This is a genomic window from Psychrobacter sp. Pi2-52, from assembly GCF_904846705.1.
GTDB lineage: Bacteria > Pseudomonadota > Gammaproteobacteria > Pseudomonadales > Moraxellaceae > Psychrobacter.
This window is the reverse complement of sequence record NZ_CAJHBS010000003.1, coordinates 44,845-62,158: the sequence shown is the minus strand read 5'-3', so window position 1 is coordinate 62,158 and position 17,314 is coordinate 44,845. Positions and strand designations below refer to the sequence as shown.

The following is a 17,314-nucleotide window of genomic DNA, read 5'->3' as shown; positions in this document are numbered from 1 at the left end:
AAATTCGGTTGTCATACTGACTTGTACTAAAGTTATATTTCGTCCACTATATGACAGATGCTTTTATCTATTTTGGATAGCTATTGAGCTATTAATTAACTAATAATAAAACTCTTAAAGGAAAAAATAATGACTGAAGTAAATCAAAAGACTGCTTATGACGACAATAATATTTTTGCCAAAATGTTAGATGGTGATATTCCATATCACAAAGTATATGAAGATGATAAAACGCTCGCCTTTATGGATATCATGCCACAAGCAGAAGGCCATGTATTGGTCATACCAAAACAGAAAGCCGTTGATTTGGCGGATCTTGAGCCTGAATATGCTGCTGCGGTGCTAATGACGTCTAAGAAAGTCATGCAAGCTCAGCGCCAAGTATTTGAGCGTGAAGGCGTTATCCAAATGCAGTTGAATGGCTCACAAGCAGGTCAAACGGTCTTTCATTATCATGTGCATCTCATTCCATCAAGTATTCATGAATTGGGTCGTCATGCAGTGACCCAAGCCGATAATAGTGATTTGGCAGATATTGCGCAGAAGTTGGCGGCAGTGATTGATGCATAGTTAGGAGACAGATTGCTTCTGTTTAGGTACAACAAATACTGGTATTTATGAATTAGCGAGCATTTATAGATTATAAATTACCAAAGTAGAGTACATATACAATCCAAAGGCAGCTAGCAAGCTGCCTTTTTTATTTTCTTGGTAATAGTCATGTAACATTCGTTAAAGTCATGTTACGAGTTGAACGCTTGTCTAGGGTTTTGGAAAAGAGTGTGATAATTATTATAACCATTCACACACATTTTCTAATCTTTGCCTTAATTAAAACTTTTCTATAAAAAGGCATCGTCAACTTTTGAGGATATTATCTTTCATGAGTAAATTACCTCGTTCGACTATTTTATTACCAGTCTTTGTACCTGCAGCAATTATTATGCTGTTATTGGTCATTGGTACGGCTATTAATCCTGAAGCAGCGGGTGCTCTGTTTAGTGATGTGCTTAGTTTTACGACTGAGACATTCGGCTGGTTTTATATGCTGGCAGTGGCACTGTTTTTGATGTTCATTATTGTACTGGCGTTTTCGTCTTATGGCAGTATCAAGCTGGGCCCTGATCATGCTGAGGCGGAGTACGGATTCCTGGAATGGTTTGCCATGCTGTTTTCGGCAGGTTACGGGATTGCGCTACTGTTTTATGGGGTAGCAGAACCAGTGATGCACTTTTCTAGTCCGCCAATGTCGGATCCGCAGACTATTGCTGCGGCAAAAGAGGCAATGCAAATTGCGTATTTTCATTGGGGTTTTCATATTTGGGCGATTTATGGTGTCGTTGGTTTATCACTAGCTTATTTTGCGTTTCGTCATGGTCTACCACTATCAATACGCTCGACGCTGTATCCGATTATTGGTGAAAGGATTCATGGCCCTATCGGTCATACAGTCGATGTGTTTGCGATATTAGGTACGATGTTTGGTATTGCGACCAGTCTTGGCTTATCGGTGTCGCAAATCAATGCGGGACTCAATTATCTATTGCCAGATATTATTCCAGTAAATACCACCGTACAGGTGATTGCCATTGCCTTGGTGACAGCCGCGGCATTGGTATCGGTATTGGCAGGGATGGATAAGGGTGTAAAACGCTTATCTATTTTAAATATGCTATTAGCAACTGCGTTGATGCTGTTCGTATTTGTTGTCGGTCCGACCATTTTTATCTTAAATGCCTTTATGGAAAATACGGGTAGCTATTTGGGTAATATTGTCGAGCGTACCTTTAGCTTGCAGGCATACGAGAATAGCAATTGGATCGGCAGCTGGACTTTATTTATTTTTGCATGGACGATTGCATGGGCGCCATTTGTAGGTCTGTTTATCGCCAAGATTAGCCGTGGTCGTACTATTCGTGAGTTCGTTTTGGGTGTGATGCTGGTACCGACCTTCTTTACATTCTTTTGGTTTTCGGTGTTTGGCGATACCGCACTACACATGATCATGGTCGATGGTTATACCTCATTAATCAGTGAAGTACAAAACAACCAAGCAATTGCTTTATTTAAACTGTTAGAGAATCTACCGTTTACTGAATTTGTGTCGTCGTTGACCATTTTATTGATTATTACCTTTTTTGTGACGTCATCGGATTCTGGCTCATTGGTAATCGACTCGCTAGCGGCAGGTGGTCGCAGTGATACACCATGGTGGCAGCGCAGCTTTTGGGTAGTGACTGAAGGTGCTGTCGCAGCAGTATTACTACTTGCAGGCGGTTTAGAAGCCCTACAAACAGCAGCTATCGTTAGTGCGTTACCATTTGCGATTATTATTCTTATTTCTATGTTTGGTATGTGGCGTGCGCTGCGTATCGAAGGACATCGTAATCAGAGCCTTGGTAATGACAACAGACTGCCGCCGCATTTACTCAAACCGTCTGCATGGCGCGAGCGTATTGATTATATGACCGATAAGCCAACGCGTGACAAGGTTTTAAGTTATATCAAAGAAGTGGTTATGCCTTCGATGATGGAGGTGTCGTCTAAATTTGCAGAAACTGGCTGGACGACTGAGGTCAACTATGACGCGGTCAATAACCGTGCGGTGCTTGAGTTACAACGCGGTGACGATGTCGAGTTTTGGTATGAAGTTCGCTTATCTGAGCATGATGCGCCTGATTATTATACTGAAGACAGTGCGGATACCTTGCCACAAGAGCATCATCATCGCGCTGAGGTGTATCTACGCCGTGGTGGTCAGACCTATGACTTATACGGCTACAAATCTGAATCAGTGATTAATGACATTATTGATCAGTTTGAGAAGTATTTACATTTCCTCAATGTGTCGCCTGATAGCCTGCCGTGGCGTATGCAAGAGCATGATGATGACATCACACTAGAGCAGGGCAGTGTGCTTGATAAATAATGCATGAAATGTATCAAAAACGTGTAATGCTTATGCAAGCTATTCACGTTAATCGCTTGCAATAAACGCAGGAATCCTTAGAATAACGGCTTGTTTTCCTTACAAATCAAGCCGTTTTTTTATGCCTATTGATTCTCCTGTTTTACCTTCTTCTTCGACTTTGTCTGATCATCCTCTATTACAGCCATTAAATATCGGTGGCCTGACGATTGAAAACCGTTTGATGGTCGCACCGATGGCAGGCGTAACGGACAACCCCTTTCGTCGATTGTGCAAATCATTTGGCGCAGGTCATGCGGTCAGTGAAATGATCATCGCTGATACGGCACTTTATGCGCGCAAAAAATCCTTGTACCGTGCCAATTTTGACAATGAGATTGCGCCTATCTCGGCGCAGATAGCAGGAGCTGAGCCGGATAAACTGGCTGAAGCCGCCCGTTATCAAATTGATAATGGTGCACAGATTATCGATATCAATATGGGCTGTCCGGCCAAAAAAGTTTGCCGTAAGCTGGCAGGCTCTGCATTGTTGCAAGACGAGGATTTGGTCGCGCGACTGTTAGATGCAACGGTCAATGCCGTGGATGCGCCTGTCACGCTAAAGACACGTCTGGGTTTCGAAAACGGTCGTGAAAACATCTTACGAGTCGCTAAGCGTGCTGAGCAGGCAGGCATTGCAGCAATTGCTATTCATGGACGTACGCGTGAAGACATGTATACAGGCAATGCACGCTATGAGCTAATACGCGAAGTTAAAGAAAGTATTAGTATTCCTGTCATTGCCAATGGCGATATCGACAGCGCGCAAAAAGCCCAACACGTCTATGAGATGACAGGCTGTGATGCAGTGATGATTGGGCGTGCTGCACAAGGGCAACCATGGATATTTCGCGATATTGAGCATTTCTTGCGTACTGGCGAGCGTCTAGAGGCACCGAGCGTTAGTGAAATAAAAGAGATCGTACTGGCCCATTTGCAAGAGCTTTATGATTTCTACGGGGAGTACTCAGGCTGCCGTATCGCTCGCAAACATATTGCATGGTATACGACAGGCATTCCAAATTCTAACGCCTTTAGACAGGCGATGTATGGTGAAGAAAGTACCGCTGGGCAATTCAAAGTGGTCGAGACTTTTTTACAGGCGCACGAGTAGTAATCGTTTAAATTTTGTTTTATAAACCAGTGCTAATCATGTCTATGCATCGCTTTTTGATGGCATTTTTATCCAACAGCTATGCTTTATCAATTGGCACAGTATGATTATCAGTATCAGACGGTTTATCAGGCGCAGGTTTTCTATTTTGCCAAGGGAATCGACCTTCTAGTTCAACCTGTAATGATAAGCTTAAAAAGGTTCGAATCAGTACGATAAAACCTAGCACCAGTACGCTGCGTAGCGATGGCTCGGTGACGACAGTAGCCACGATATCAGCGGCGATTAGTACCTCTAACCCCAACAATATAGACTTGCCTACGGTCTGTCTGATCTCTACATAAGTATCATTATTAAAATGACCAGACGCTCGAAAAGCTCTATATAAAGCAAGAAATAGTCCAAAAAACATAATGAGGACGCCAATGACTTCGATCATTTTGGCAATTAAGTCGATATAGTGAGTTAGTGTGTCTATCAAAGCAGGTACTCCTCGTAATGGATTAGAAAAAAGCATAGCACTTAACACTTAGTACTTAGTAATTAACAACAAGCTAAAAATGTATTTATAAATATTTATGTTGACGACGAAATTTGTAAAAGTTCCGTTAGCTAACGCCCACTATGGTTTTGTTCACTCCCTACGACATTTTTTTGCTATGCTATAACCGAATGCCAATAACTATAGAATAAACGAAAAGGACTTTTTATGGCCAATCTCTCGAAAAAAGCAATCACCAAAGCCGTCAAAGGCAAGAATATTATCATCACAGGCGCTTCAAGTGGTATCGGCGAGCGTACAGCATATTTACTTAGTGAATGCGGTGCGCATGTTATCTTATTAGCACGTACCGAAGACAAACTAAAAGCCGTTAAAGAAAGTATCGAGGAGCTTGGTGGCAATGCCAGTTATTACCCTTGTGATTTGACCAATATGGATGATATCGAAAAAGTTAGCACGCAAATTTTGGCAGATTTCGGACATGTTGATGTCTTGGTCAATAACGCTGGTCGTTCAATTCGGCGTTCGGTTCACGAGTCTATTGATCGTTTCCATGATTTTGAGCGTACTATGGATATCAATTATTTTGGCGCCGTCAAAATAATTCTTAGCTTCTTGCCGAGGATGATTGAACGTCAGACTGGTCAAATTGTGAATATCTCCTCTATTGGCGTATTGGCAAACAGTCCGCGTTTTGCCGCTTATGTCGCCTCAAAATCGGCATTGGATGCCTTTAGCCGCTGCTTAGCTGCTGAAGTGAAGGGCGATAATGTGACGATTACCAATATTTTTATGCCATTGGTGCGTACCCCGATGATTGAGCCTACTAAGTTGTACCGCTACATGCCTGCATTAATGCCTGATGAAGCGGCGATGATGGTCGCAAAAGCCATCGTTCATAAACCAAACAGTATTGCCAGCAACATGGGTAAGTTTGCATCAGCCACTTATTCACTAGCACCAGCAATCAACGTTGGTATTCAATCGATGGGTTATCGTATTTTTCCAAGCACCCGCGCTGGACTGACTACTGATAAGAAACCAAACCTTGCTCAGCGTGCCTTTGCCAGAATACTGCCTGGTGAGCATCATTAGAATAGGCTGTATATGAGCCTTGATTTAGAATAAAAAAGGACGCTGCGGTGTCCTTTTTTAATGCCTCAAATACTCTTAAGCAGTATAAAAGCCTTCTTCGCCACCAGTATGTTAAAGGCTCAATTATGCGATAAATAAATACTCAAAACTTCCTCTGTTAAATTTCCTTTATATATCTAATTTTCAGTAAGATGAATGAAATTCATCTTATGTTTAAATTGTATCGTTTTTATTCATGTTTAGATTTCGGTATGATTCACCTCATACACAGATTTGGTTTTATCTCAGATAAATAAGGTAGCGGATCACCATGAGTAAAGAATTCAATTGTTCAATTAAGCACATTCGTTTTGACGAAAACTATCAGCCTGCAGATAGCACGCGTTTGACAACTAATTTTGCAAATTTGGCACGCGGCGAGCACCGCCAAGAGAACTTACGCAAAACGTTAACCATGATTAATAATCGATTCAATGCATTGGCGCATTGGGACAATCTGACAGCAGATCGTTATTCTGTTGAAGTTGATATCATTTCTGTCGATCTGGATGTTAAAGGCAATGGTCAGACCTTTCCTATTATCGAAACGCTAAAAACAACGATTGTGGATCACAAAGAAAACAAGCGTATCGACGGTATGGTTGGCAACAGTTTCTCCTCTTATGTGCGTGATTATGATTTTAGTATTGTGTTACCAGAGCATCGCGACAAAAAACTAGCCTCCATAACGCCAGATAATTTTGGTGAGTTGCACGGCAAATTGTTTCAGTACTTACTGAATTCAGAGGCTTACAACGCTCATTTTCACAAAAAACCTGTGATTTGCCTGAGCGTGTCAACCAGCAAGACTTACTACCGTACTGTCAATCAGCACCCTGTATTGGGCATTGAATACAAGCAAGATGAATACTCGTTGACCGACGACTATTTTCATAAAATGGGCTTAACGGTACGTTATTTTAAGCCTGAGGGTAGCGCTGCACCGCTAGCATTTTATTTTGCAGGGGACTTGCTCGGTGATTACACCGATCTTGAGCTGATTAGTGCAATCAGTACTATGGAGACCTTTCAGAAGATTTACCGTCCTGAGATTTACAATGCCAACTCAAGCGCTGGTCAAGTGTATCAACCTAGCCTGAATTACCAAGATTATTCGTTGACTCAAGTGGTCTATGACCGTGCTGAACGCAGTCAGATGGCAGTGACCCAAGGCAGATTTACTGAAACACACTTTATCAAGCCGTATCAAACAATCCTTGAGGAATGGGCTGCAAGCTATGATGTAACAGGCGATACTGCTCAAAAAGAAGCTGCTGATAAAGAAACGGCTAGGAAGCAAGCCGCTTAACTGAGCATCACTCATCAACATAATAAAAAATAAATTAATTAGAAGATAAATCGTATGAAACTACTATTACCGACGTCTACCGCTGGCAGCTTACCAAAACCTTCTTGGCTAGCAGAACCAGAGAAAATTTGGTCACCTTGGGCGTTAGAGGGCGAGCAGTTGCTTGAAGCCAAGCAAGATGCACTACGCGTATCATTGCAAGAGCAGCAGCATGCAGGGATTGATATTGTGAGTGATGGCGAGCAGACCCGTCAGCATTTTGTGACTACGTTCATCGAACACCTTGATGGTGTCGACTTTGAGAAGCGTGAAACGGTCAAAATCCGTAATCGCTACGATGCGAGCGTGCCATCAGTCGTTGGTGCGGTGAGCCGCCCAAAGTCCGTATTCGTTGATGATGCCAAGTTTTTACGTCAGCAAACCGATCAGCCAATCAAATGGGCGTTGCCAGGGCCGATGACGATGATTGATACGTTATATGACGGTCATTATAAAAGCCGTGAAAAATTGGCTTGGGAATTTGCTAAAATCCTGAACCAGGAAGCGAAAGAATTAGAAGCGGCTGGCGTCGATATTATCCAGTTTGATGAGCCTGCATTTAATGTGTTCTTTGATGATGTAAACGACTGGGGTATTGCGACTTTAGAGCGCGCCATTGAAGGCCTGAAATGTGAGACAGCTGTCCATATTTGCTACGGCTATGGCATCAAAGCCAATACCGATTGGAAAAAGACACTGGGCTCAGAGTGGCGCGAATATGAAAAAGCGTTCCCTAAACTGCAACAGTCGAAAATCGATATCATCTCACTGGAGTGTCAAAACTCACGTGTACCTATGGATCTGATTGAATTGATTCGTGGTAAAAAAGTGATGGTCGGTGCCATTGATGTGGCAACCAACACTATTGAGACACCAGAAGAGGTGGCCGATACGCTACGCAAAGCGCTACAATTTGTTGATGCCGATAAGCTGTATCCTGCGACCAACTGCGGCATGGCACCTTTGTCTCGCCAAGTCGCACGTGGTAAGCTCGCAGCACTAAGCGCTGGTGCTCAAATCGTTCGTCAAGAACTAACTGCTTAGAGTTTAGCTATTTAGGAAATTCTATTTAGAGAATTTCCCTTGCAAAACTAAAATTGAAGCACAATTTTTTAACGTTATTTTTTAACGTTTCTCAGGATTGAAGCAATGATTAAAGATAGGATTGACGCGACCGACTTTAGAGATGCCATGTCTTTGCTAACGACTGCGGTCAATGTGGTGACCACAGCAGGTGCAACGGGCGTACATGGGTTTACAGCATCGGCAGTATGTAGTGTCACAGACACACCGCCGACCTTGCTTGTCTGTATGAATCAAACGTCTCGGTCACATAGCTACTTTCTGGAAAACAAGATTTTGAGTGTCAATGTATTAGGCGCGCAACATGAGCAGCTGTCCAATGCTTTTGCCTCTAAACTGTGTTCAGAAGAACGGTTTGAATATGGTTCTTGGATACAATTACAAACAGGCGCTCCTGTGTTAGAAGATGCCTTAGTCAGTTTTGATTGTGAGATTGAACAAATTCAAGAAGTCGGTACGCATAGCGTCTTTATGTGTCGCGTTGTCGCCATCAATCAGGCTGAGCCACAAGGCGGAACTGATGAAGGGTTGGTTTACTTTAACCGTGCCTATTCTAGAGTGGGGCAAGTGGAGCTTATTTAATCCAATATCTATAATCCAACACCTAAGCCTATGGGCTATTGCTCGTTCAATATTGAGCAGTCGTTTAACTATAATTATCATCTCATTAAATCTAAATAAGAAGTAACTATCCTGTGGAATTAATAACTTTTTTAATAATAGGGGCGCTAGCAGGATTTGCTGCAGGGCTATTTGGAGTAGGCGGTGGCACTATTATCGTACCACTGCTATTTATTGTCTTTACGCAAATGGGTTACAGTCCTGACAGTATTATGCACTTGGCCTTGGGTACTTCACTAGCGACTATCATCGTTACATCCATAAGCTCGCTCATGGCGCACAATAAGAAAGGCGCAGTCATGTGGCCTGTCTTTAAAAATCTGACGCCAGGCTTAGCAATAGGGTGCTTTTTAGGTGCAGGGATCGCAGGACAGATATCTGGGTTATATCTGCAGTTGATTGTTGGTGTGTTTTTGCTTTGGGTCGCTTATAAAATGTTTATGGGTGGCAAAAAGAAAGCAAATAATGACGCTGGTAATGTCCATATAGCCTTGCCTTCAAAGCCTAAGCAGCTAGCAGCAGGGGCGGGTATCGGTATCGCTTCTGCTATTTTTGGGATTGGCGGTGGTAGCTTAACCGTACCTTATCTCACACGTTACGGTGTGGTTATGCAAAAAGCAGTTGGAACCTCAGCCGCATGTGGATTGCCGATCGCCATTGCAGGCGCGCTAGGGTTTATGTTCTTTGGCATGCAAGCTCAAGTCGACGTGCCCAATACGATTGGCTTTGTTCACATCTATGCTTTTTTAGGCATTAGCATTATGAGCTTCTTTACCGCCAAGCTAGGCGCAAAAGTCGCTCACGCATTATCGCCGCAGTTGCTGAAAAAATGCTTTGCAGTACTGTTGACCGTCGTAGGCTGTTACTTCTTATATAAAGGATTGCTCTAAGTAATTTGAGATTAATTGACACTTGGAAGGATTCAAAGGCAGGTTTCCAATGAACTATTCGACTAGCTACATTCTTAAATTATAGCTAGTCGGTATGTGGCTATATGGGGAATATGTTGAGCCAGTTTCTTATTTAGCTAAATCACTTAACCAAATACTCGCCACAATATCCAAAATATTCCTATCATCAAGACAGCAATGACGAGCAATCGTTTTAGCCAATAAGGTAGTAGAGGTTTCTTGTAGCCTAAGTCATTCAATTGACTATCGACACCGTCTTGCAGCCCTTTAAACCCTTGACTCTGTTTGGTGGTTTTAACACGGTTTTTTACCAATGGTCCAGGCTCGTCTTCCTCTTGCTCTCTATCAAAGCTGATGGCTTGATTTGGAATGCCTTGTTTACTAGCGATGGTGTTGAGCTTCTGTTGTTGCTTTACTTTCAGCTGGGTCTCATAAGCATCAATTCTACTTTTGGCTTCATCCATACTGATGTTTTCGTCTGCCGCCAAAGTTTTAATAGCCATTACTAGGTTGTTTTTTTCGACCATCATAATGACGTCTCTTGGCAACTTGGTATTGACCGGTTTTGCGCTAGGGTCGGGGTTAAACATGACTGTCCTTATTACGGCGTATAAGTGCGAATGAGTTATATGCTCATTATAACCATGTTAGATAAGCAATGTTCAAGCAAAAAAATACCGCGGCCACTATGGTGACTGCGGTATTTTCTTATTTATCGTTATTGGCATTTTTGCCAATATTTGATAATTATAGATCTTTCCAGCGTTGGATAGACTCTTTGATAACTTCTTTCGCTTCTGCAACATCACCCCAAGATTCAACAACCGTCGTACCAGCTTTTTTCAGGTCTTTGTAATGACTGAAATGGAACTCTAATTGGTTGATCAGCTGCTTTGGTAGGTCTTCTAAGCTGTTGTAAGCATTGCCTGTGTCACGGTCATCAGCAGGGACAACAACGATTTTGTCATCTACTTCGCCATCATCAACAAACTTCATCACGCCGATAACTTTTGCTTTTAAGAAAATACCAGTCGGTAATGGCTGCTCAGTCAATAGCAGTACGTCAAGCTCATCGCCGTCTTCGTCAAGTGTTTGTGGGATGAAACCATAGTTACAAGGTTTGGCAAAAATCTGTGGGTCAATACGGTCAAGCTCAAATACTGCTAATTCGCGATTCCACTCAATTTTATGGCTGCTACCAGCTGGGATCTCTACTACTACGTTGATGATGCCGCCGTCTACGTCGCCTGCGTCCAAAATTTTGTTAAAATCTGCCATAAAATGCTCCAATTTGCTTTTGTTTTAAATGTTTGAATAAGGGGTTGAGCTAGGGAGACAGCAAGGATAGTTGCTGCGTCCGATTTGTACTGCATGCGATTATAGCAAGTTTGTACTGAATTTTCTCTTAATGCTTAAGTCTAAGCGTGCAAGATATTATGCAAAAAAAGATTATGCAAAAGTGGGCTCAAAACTTACTTGGGTGCGATAGCTCGCAATTCAATCAGTCCAGCATGGCGCTTGGCGATGTTATCAATAAGTTTTTGAGTGACTGTCTCATAGCTGAATAAATTGCTCATTTGCTGTTCAGTTTGCGCCTCTGGCTCTGTTTGCTCTGAATCTGTCTGCATGGCTACAAAATCAGACAGTCGCAACATTTGCATGCCGGCATAGCCACAAGGATTGATGGCGTTAAATGAAGATAGGTCACAATTTAAATTAATCGCAATACCATGGTAGCTAAAGCCATGCTTAATCTTAAAGCCTAGCGAGGCCATTTTGCCAAGCATAATCTTATTATCAAGAGAGTTGTCATCTGTAGCGGTGCGGTCATCTGTTGCAGCAGTATCTGCATATAGGTAGACACCTGGGGCATCGCGGCGCGCATGAGCACTGATATTATCACTATTAGATGGTGAGCTACGCAAACAGTCATTGATGACATCTTCTATCGCTTGCTCAGCGTGGGAGACAAGATTGCGCACACTCCATTTAAGACTGTCCAAATCAAACAACCAATAGATCACTAACTGCCCATGACCATGCCATGTCACCTGACCACCGCGATCGGTCTTGATGATAGGCGTATCAGTACGCTGTAATATGTGCTCTTCTTTGCCTGCCTGTCCAAGCGTGTAGACGTCGTTATGATCAACAATCCACAGTTCATCAGGCGTACGTAGCCCTTGTTGTTTTTTTAGATCGATACGTTCGAGGGTGCGTGCCAGCATCGCATCGAGAGTAGGGACATAATCGGCGGCTGAGAGAGATTTTCTGACAAGCGTATCATTGAGGGGTTGTGTGTCATTTTGCATGAGAGTATCTGTCTTATTATTATCAAGTTTAAAATAAATAATGCTCATCGGTAGTGTAGCAGTTTTGGCGACTATCGCCCAAAGATATATACTGTCGCAATGTCTGTAAATGGCGTAAATGCTAATAGCAAACAGCTAGTAATTGATGACGAAATAATAGGTATAGAACAGTGGCAAGTGGTTCATAGCGGTGCTGCTAGTACAGACGCAGTAGTCAACCAAAGGTGCTGTTCATTGCTCAGTCGATGCGCTACATTAAAGTGTGATGAATGGAATCTGATGAAATTTATAGTCAGAGTAGGTTATCAAAGAGTGCACCTGACTAGAAAGATAGAGCCTCTAACCCAATATAGTATAGTGACTACAAACCTTATGACTATTACTATGATTATGACAAGGAAGACAAATGACAGATAGCAACCAAAGCGCTCATGAGCAGCCAGTGACCGAGACAGGTTTTGCGCTGCAGCGTGTGCCTGAAGCCCTAAGTACGGCGACGACTATCGATGAAATGAAAGCGCAATTTTCACGCTTGCAAATGTTAAGCCGTACCCAACCAATCAACGATTGGGGCACTCGTACGACGCAGCTAGACAATCTAGAAGTGATGCTTAGTGACAACCAAGAGAGTTTTGCAAAGGCGATTAGTGCAGACTTTGGCTATCGTAGCCAGTCAGAGACTCAGTTTGCTGAGTTGTTTCCTAGTTTTACCGGTATCAGTCACGCCAAAAAACACGGCAAAAAATGGATGAAAGCACACCGCGCACCGATCTCAGCGCTGTATATGCCAGCTCATAATGAAATCCAGCCTCAGCCATTGGGTGTGGTCGGTATCATGGTGCCTTGGAATTATCCGTTATTTTTAGCAATTGGCCCGATGATTGATGCAATCACCGCGGGCAACCGCATTATGGTCAAAATGAGTGAGGCCGCGCCGCAATTTGCTCAAACGTTTGCTGATGCCATTGCTCGTTATTTTTCGCCAGATATGATCTGCGTGGTGCTCGGTGAAGTTGAGATTGCCGCCGCCTTTAGTGAGCTACCATTCGACCATCTGCTATATACCGGATCGACTGCGGTGGGCAAAAAGGTCATGGCTGCTGCTGCGCCAAATCTAACACCAGTGACGCTTGAGCTTGGTGGTAAATCACCAGTGATCGTACTAGATGATGCCAATCTAGAGTCTGTCGTCAATCGGGTGATGATGGGTAAGACACTAAATGCTGGACAGACGTGTATTGCGCCAGATTATGTCTTGATTCAGCGTCAATACCATGACCAATTCATCCAACTCGCAAAAGAGTGGATGACCAAGCATTATCCTAGTATTGAAGAAAACCCAGATTACTCTCGCATTATTAATGGTGAGCAGTTCAAACGGGTAAAAGGCTATTTAGATGCGCTAACAGGTGGCGAGGTACATGCGTTAACTGGCGCCGAACCCAATATAGAAACCCGTCTAATGCCGCCAGTCATCGTCAGCGAGCCTGCGCCTGACAGCGACCTTATGCAAAATGAGATTTTTGCTCCGATATTGCCGCTGATGCATTATGAGACGCTTGATGATGCCATTTACTTTGTGAACTCACGCCCACGCCCATTGGCGCTATATGTGTTTAGTGACAACTACAGCAGTATCGAAAACGTGCGTAATAATACGGTCTCGGGTGGCTTATGTATCAACGAAGTTTTGATACATGTGGCTCAGCATGACTTGCCGTTTGGTGGTGTGGGTGACTCTGGTACTGGCGCGTATCACGGTAAGGCTGGTTTTGAACGCCTCAGCCATATGAAGCCGATTTTTGTACAAACTAAGCTCAATGGTCTGAATTTATTATTGCCGCCGTATGGTGGACTGTTTAAAAAGGCGATGGCGTTGTTCTTGAAATAACAATTCTTGAGTTAGACATTTTATAGTAGCTATAGAAATTCATAGTGACCTTTTTCAATCGATACCATAACCAATAGCACCTATCCAGATAGGTGCTATTTTTTTGTCTGAAATATAAACTTACAAACATGGATTTCTAGAACTAAGAGCGACTTATCTCAAGAGCTTTATCAAGATTATCGTGAATTTATATACTGAACTAATCGACAAATAAGCGTTTGTCATCACTTCTATAAATCGCTACACTTTGTAGTAAGTCTAAACAACAGTAGATAGTAGCTGAATGGTCTATGGCTAGCCTTGGTAAACTTAATATAGCGACGTTCAGCTGTTTTTTAGTTCTATTGTTTTTATAGTGACTTCATGCTGATATAACATAATAATAGGAAAGAGTATGCGCCAATGGATTGCATTAAGCTTACTGTGGATGAGCGCGATACTATTGCCTGTATCGGCGTCAGCGGCGTGTGAATCACCGATCAAATTTGGGGCGCTAACCTGGGAGAGTGGGCAGTTCACCTCCGGCGTACTCAGACATATCGTAGAAGATGGATACGGTTGTACGGTAGAGGAAGTACCAGGAGCAGGGCCTGCACTTGATACAGCGCTCTCACAGAATGACATTCAGGTCATCGGGGAGCAGTGGGTTGGTCGCTCTCCAATCATGGAAAAAGCCATTGAGCAGAATAAAGTGGCCATCATCGGCGATACGCTAAAAGGCGGTGCAACTCAAGGCTGGTATGTCCCAAGATATGTCTTGGAAGAAAACCCTGGACTACGCAGCTATCAAGATTTGCCTAAATATACTGAGCTATTTAAAGATCCTGAAGATCCTAGTAGATCACGATTTATGAACTGTCCCTCTGGTTGGACGTGTGAGATTTTCAACACACGTTTGCTAAAAACCACCGGTCTAGACAGTCTTTTTAACAACGTACACCCTGGTACAGGTGCTGCTCTCGATGCCGAAATTGCCTCCGCTTTCGAGCAGCATAAGCCACTGTTATTTTACTACTGGCAGCCCACTGGGCTAATGGCAAAATATGACCTTGCGCCATTAGAGTTTCCAGCTTATGAGGATGCTTGTTGGCAAAATCTGCTGCTCGCTGATGGTAAGATGGATTGCGTGTCAGGATTCCCAGTATCACCGTTAGGTATTGCTGTTTCTACCCCGTTTGTCGAATCCAATCCCGAACTAGCAGATGTCTTTGAAAAGGTGCAATTTACCTCTGATGAGCTCAACGGTGCTATCTTGGAGATGAGCGAAAGTAAACGCACTGGCGATGAGCAAGCCATGGTGTTTTTGCGTGACAACCCAGAGGTTTGGCAAGCATGGCTGTCCGATGAAGCCGCTACCAATCTCGCTACCAAGTTAGGTCTTAGCTCAACGGGTGCTACCTCTACCGGTACAACTGCATCTAATATCAATGCGTCAGCGCTCGCCTCAAGCTTTCCTTCATGGTCGCTTGAGACCCCACTTAATAATGCTTTAGCAAATGTTGTCCAAAACTATGGCGATGTATTCCGTACTATTAGCACGATGGCCCTTACTTATCTGCTATTACCTATTGAGCGATTATTAACGGTTATCCCTCCTTGGTTGATTATTGCATTTGTGACTGTGCTTGGCTGGTTTGGTGTTCGCAAAATTTGGTTTGCGCTGGCATGTGGTGCAGGGTTGTTTTTGATAGGTGCTTTTGGTTTATGGGGCGCACTGATTGATACTTTAGCGCTGCTTATCGTATCGGTACTGGTCACGGTGGTGATTGGTATTCCTATTGGTATTGCTATGTCAGGTAGCAAACTGCTACGCAAGATTGTGACGCCAGTACTAGATATCATGCAGACCATGCCGAGTTTTGTATATCTCATACCAGTGCTGATGCTGTTTGGTATTGGTAAAGTGCCTGCGTTATTCGCGACTGTGATTTATGCGCTGCCACCCTTGATTCGTTTGACGACATTAGGGATTACACAAGTTAATCATGAAATGGTCGAGGCAGGACGCTCCTTTGGTAGTACCCACCTACAGCTGCTCCTTTGGATTAAATTGCCACAAGCATTGCCCAGTATTATGGCAGGTATCAATCAGGCTGTGATGATGTCACTTGCCATGGTGGTATTGGCTTCAATGATTGGTGCTCCTGGGCTTGGTGAAGATGTATTGCAGTCTATCCAAACGCTCAATATCGGTCAGGGTCTACAAGCAGGTACGGCCATCGTTATCGTTGCTATTATCATTGACCGTATCACGCAAGCATTCGGTCAAGGTAAGCGTACCCGTCAAAAAACCATCGAAGCAGGCAGACGTCCGATTGGATAAAAATTTGTCTAGTGGTATACGATTGAACCCATGGTAATTGACCGAAGCCCTAATGATAAAAACCACGTGAATAGTGAGAGCACCGATGAATCATATTCAACTAAAAAATATCAGTAAGATTTATAATGCCAGTAGTACGCAAGCACAGTCTGCATTGGCATTGCTGGCTGAGGGTATGGATAGCATCAAAGTAAAAGAGCAAACGGGCTATTCAGTTGGTCTTTATGATATCAATCTAGATATCAAGGCAGGCGAGTTGCATTGCATCATGGGTTTATCAGGATCGGGCAAGTCAACGCTGATACGCCATATTAACCGCTTGATAGATCCAACCAGTGGTGAGATATGGGTAGATACTGCTCTGAATAGAGAAGATGCGACTCATACAACGACTGATAGGCAATCAGCGACAGATAATAAAAGTACGGTAGTAGAAGAGAGTTCTGCTACGGCTATTAATATTTTAGCGCTCAACGATAAGCAGTTGCAGCATTATCGTCAGCAGACCGTCAGTATGGTTTTTCAGCATTTCGGCTTAGTGCCGCATATGACGGTCATACAAAACGTCGCTTATGGTCTGCGTGTCCGAAAAATGAGCGTAAACGAGCGAAATGAAACGGCTCGACATTGGCTGAATGAAGTAGGGCTATCAAATCTGGAAAACAGTTACCCTGATGAGCTATCAGGCGGTATGCAGCAGCGCGTTGGTCTGGCTCGAGCTTTAGCGACGGACAATCCAATTTTGCTAATGGATGAAGCGTTCTCTGCACTTGATCCGCTCATTCGCGCTCAGCTGCAAGACCAACTACTCGAATTACAAGATCGACTGAACAAAACCATTGTATTTATTACCCATGATATCGATGAAGCTGTCAAAGTAGGTCAGCGTATCAGTATGCTAAATGGTGGTCGACTCATACAAACGGGGACGCCAAGAGAGTTACGGCAAAATCCTGCTGATGACTATGTGGAGCAGTTTATGAGTGCAAAAGCTTAAACTGTGTTAACCATCCATGAATAGGTTGTCTGGATAGACTTATACGATATTTTTATGAATGGTCTGAGTAATTGTTTTATTGGAATTTTACTGTTCTTTTTCGGCAATCA

General features: G+C 43.3%; 15 protein-coding genes. 11 read left to right on the top strand and 4 right to left on the bottom strand.

The genetic code is table 11. The features are described from left to right. The first annotated feature begins 129 nt into the window (after positions 1 to 129). The 3 genes from JMY00_RS02620 to dusB all read left to right on the top strand — a co-directional run bounded on the left by JMY00_RS02620 (position 130) and on the right by dusB (position 4,082). On the top strand, positions 130 to 570 hold the full coding sequence (locus JMY00_RS02620; protein WP_201579025.1) for an HIT domain-containing protein: 441 nt from the start codon (positions 130 to 132) through the stop codon (positions 568 to 570). Positions 571 to 883: 313 nt separating this feature from the next. Continuing rightward, on the top strand, positions 884 to 2,929 hold the full coding sequence (locus tag JMY00_RS02615; protein WP_201579024.1) for a BCCT family transporter: 2,046 nt from the start codon (positions 884 to 886) through the stop codon (positions 2,927 to 2,929). Positions 2,930 to 3,050: 121 nt separating this feature from the next. Continuing rightward, positions 3,051 to 4,082: a tRNA dihydrouridine synthase DusB gene (gene dusB / locus JMY00_RS02610; protein ID WP_201579023.1), complete on the top strand. Its 1,032-nt coding sequence runs from the start codon at positions 3,051 to 3,053 to the stop codon at positions 4,080 to 4,082. Positions 4,083 to 4,161: 79 nt separating this feature from the next. On the opposite strand, the gene JMY00_RS02605 is transcribed toward dusB, so the two are convergent. Next, on the bottom strand, positions 4,162 to 4,563 hold the full coding sequence (locus JMY00_RS02605) for a DUF1622 domain-containing protein (protein WP_197707720.1): 402 nt from the start codon (positions 4,561 to 4,563) through the stop codon (positions 4,162 to 4,164). Between the two features lie 228 nt (positions 4,564 to 4,791). Between JMY00_RS02605 and JMY00_RS02600 the strand changes: the two genes are divergently transcribed. From JMY00_RS02600 to JMY00_RS02580, 5 genes are all read left to right on the top strand, one after another. After that, the gene (locus JMY00_RS02600) at positions 4,792 to 5,679 is read left to right on the top strand and encodes an SDR family NAD(P)-dependent oxidoreductase (RefSeq protein ID WP_201579022.1); all 888 of its coding nucleotides are present in this window, start codon (positions 4,792 to 4,794) and stop codon (positions 5,677 to 5,679) included. A gap of 310 nt (positions 5,680 to 5,989) precedes the next feature. Then, on the top strand, positions 5,990 to 7,027 hold the full coding sequence (locus JMY00_RS02595) for a DUF1852 domain-containing protein (RefSeq protein ID WP_201579021.1): 1,038 nt from the start codon (positions 5,990 to 5,992) through the stop codon (positions 7,025 to 7,027). Positions 7,028 to 7,081: 54 nt separating this feature from the next. Next, positions 7,082 to 8,110 carry a methionine synthase gene (locus JMY00_RS02590; protein ID WP_102090954.1) on the top strand — a complete coding sequence of 343 codons (1,029 nt, stop codon included), beginning with the start codon at positions 7,082 to 7,084 and terminating at the stop codon, positions 8,108 to 8,110. Between the two features lie 105 nt (positions 8,111 to 8,215). After that, positions 8,216 to 8,731, top strand: a complete 516-nt coding sequence (locus JMY00_RS02585) for a flavin reductase (RefSeq protein WP_201579020.1) — start codon at positions 8,216 to 8,218, stop codon at positions 8,729 to 8,731. 113 nt (positions 8,732 to 8,844) lie between these two features. Continuing rightward, positions 8,845 to 9,660: a sulfite exporter TauE/SafE family protein gene (locus tag JMY00_RS02580; RefSeq protein ID WP_201579019.1), complete on the top strand. Its 816-nt coding sequence runs from the start codon at positions 8,845 to 8,847 to the stop codon at positions 9,658 to 9,660. A gap of 146 nt (positions 9,661 to 9,806) precedes the next feature. Here the strand turns inward: JMY00_RS02580 and JMY00_RS02575 are convergent, their stop codons facing one another. The 3 genes from JMY00_RS02575 to lipB all read right to left on the bottom strand — a co-directional run bounded on the left by JMY00_RS02575 (position 9,807) and on the right by lipB (position 11,993). Further along, on the bottom strand, positions 9,807 to 10,271 hold the full coding sequence (locus tag JMY00_RS02575; protein ID WP_101205393.1) for a hypothetical protein: 465 nt from the start codon (positions 10,269 to 10,271) through the stop codon (positions 9,807 to 9,809). A gap of 157 nt (positions 10,272 to 10,428) precedes the next feature. Beyond that, complete coding sequence (locus JMY00_RS02570; protein ID WP_057759479.1) at positions 10,429 to 10,959, bottom strand: inorganic diphosphatase; 531 nt, start codon at positions 10,957 to 10,959, stop codon at positions 10,429 to 10,431. A 194-nt stretch (positions 10,960 to 11,153) separates the two neighbouring features. Then, on the bottom strand, positions 11,154 to 11,993 hold the full coding sequence (gene lipB, locus JMY00_RS02565; RefSeq protein ID WP_201579018.1) for a lipoyl(octanoyl) transferase LipB: 840 nt from the start codon (positions 11,991 to 11,993) through the stop codon (positions 11,154 to 11,156). Between the two features lie 511 nt (positions 11,994 to 12,504). On the opposite strand from lipB, the gene JMY00_RS02560 reads away from it, so the two are divergent. The 3 genes from JMY00_RS02560 (at position 12,505) to JMY00_RS02550 (ending at position 17,204) form a co-directional block, all read left to right on the top strand. Next, on the top strand, positions 12,505 to 13,884 hold the full coding sequence (locus JMY00_RS02560) for a coniferyl aldehyde dehydrogenase (protein ID WP_240990636.1): 1,380 nt from the start codon (positions 12,505 to 12,507) through the stop codon (positions 13,882 to 13,884). Between the two features lie 394 nt (positions 13,885 to 14,278). Beyond that, positions 14,279 to 16,207: a glycine betaine ABC transporter substrate-binding protein gene (locus JMY00_RS02555; RefSeq protein WP_201579016.1), complete on the top strand. Its 1,929-nt coding sequence runs from the start codon at positions 14,279 to 14,281 to the stop codon at positions 16,205 to 16,207. Between the two features lie 85 nt (positions 16,208 to 16,292). Continuing rightward, positions 16,293 to 17,204: an ATP-binding cassette domain-containing protein gene (locus tag JMY00_RS02550; protein WP_201579015.1), complete on the top strand. Its 912-nt coding sequence runs from the start codon at positions 16,293 to 16,295 to the stop codon at positions 17,202 to 17,204. The last annotated feature ends 110 nt before the right edge of the window (positions 17,205 to 17,314 follow it).

What these genes read in the sequence shown, in the direction of transcription:
- JMY00_RS02620 (WP_201579025.1), top strand. Translation starts at nt 130, where the DNA reads ATGACTGAAGTAAATCAAAAGACTGCTTATGACGACAATAATATTTTT.
- JMY00_RS02615 (WP_201579024.1), top strand. Translation starts at nt 884, where the DNA reads ATGAGTAAATTACCTCGTTCGACTATTTTATTACCAGTCTTTGTACCT.
- dusB (WP_201579023.1), top strand. Translation starts at nt 3,051, where the DNA reads ATGCCTATTGATTCTCCTGTTTTACCTTCTTCTTCGACTTTGTCTGAT.
- JMY00_RS02600 (WP_201579022.1), top strand. Translation starts at nt 4,792, where the DNA reads ATGGCCAATCTCTCGAAAAAAGCAATCACCAAAGCCGTCAAAGGCAAG.
- JMY00_RS02595 (WP_201579021.1), top strand. Translation starts at nt 5,990, where the DNA reads ATGAGTAAAGAATTCAATTGTTCAATTAAGCACATTCGTTTTGACGAA.
- JMY00_RS02590 (WP_102090954.1), top strand. Translation starts at nt 7,082, where the DNA reads ATGAAACTACTATTACCGACGTCTACCGCTGGCAGCTTACCAAAACCT.
- JMY00_RS02585 (WP_201579020.1), top strand. Translation starts at nt 8,216, where the DNA reads ATGATTAAAGATAGGATTGACGCGACCGACTTTAGAGATGCCATGTCT.
- JMY00_RS02575 (WP_101205393.1), bottom strand. Translation starts at nt 10,271, where the DNA reads ATGTTTAACCCCGACCCTAGCGCAAAACCGGTCAATACCAAGTTGCCA.
- JMY00_RS02570 (WP_057759479.1), bottom strand. Translation starts at nt 10,959, where the DNA reads ATGGCAGATTTTAACAAAATTTTGGACGCAGGCGACGTAGACGGCGGC.
- lipB (WP_201579018.1), bottom strand. Translation starts at nt 11,993, where the DNA reads ATGCAAAATGACACACAACCCCTCAATGATACGCTTGTCAGAAAATCT.
- JMY00_RS02560 (WP_240990636.1), top strand. Translation starts at nt 12,505, where the DNA reads ATGAAAGCGCAATTTTCACGCTTGCAAATGTTAAGCCGTACCCAACCA.
- JMY00_RS02555 (WP_201579016.1), top strand. Translation starts at nt 14,279, where the DNA reads ATGCGCCAATGGATTGCATTAAGCTTACTGTGGATGAGCGCGATACTA.
- JMY00_RS02550 (WP_201579015.1), top strand. Translation starts at nt 16,293, where the DNA reads ATGAATCATATTCAACTAAAAAATATCAGTAAGATTTATAATGCCAGT.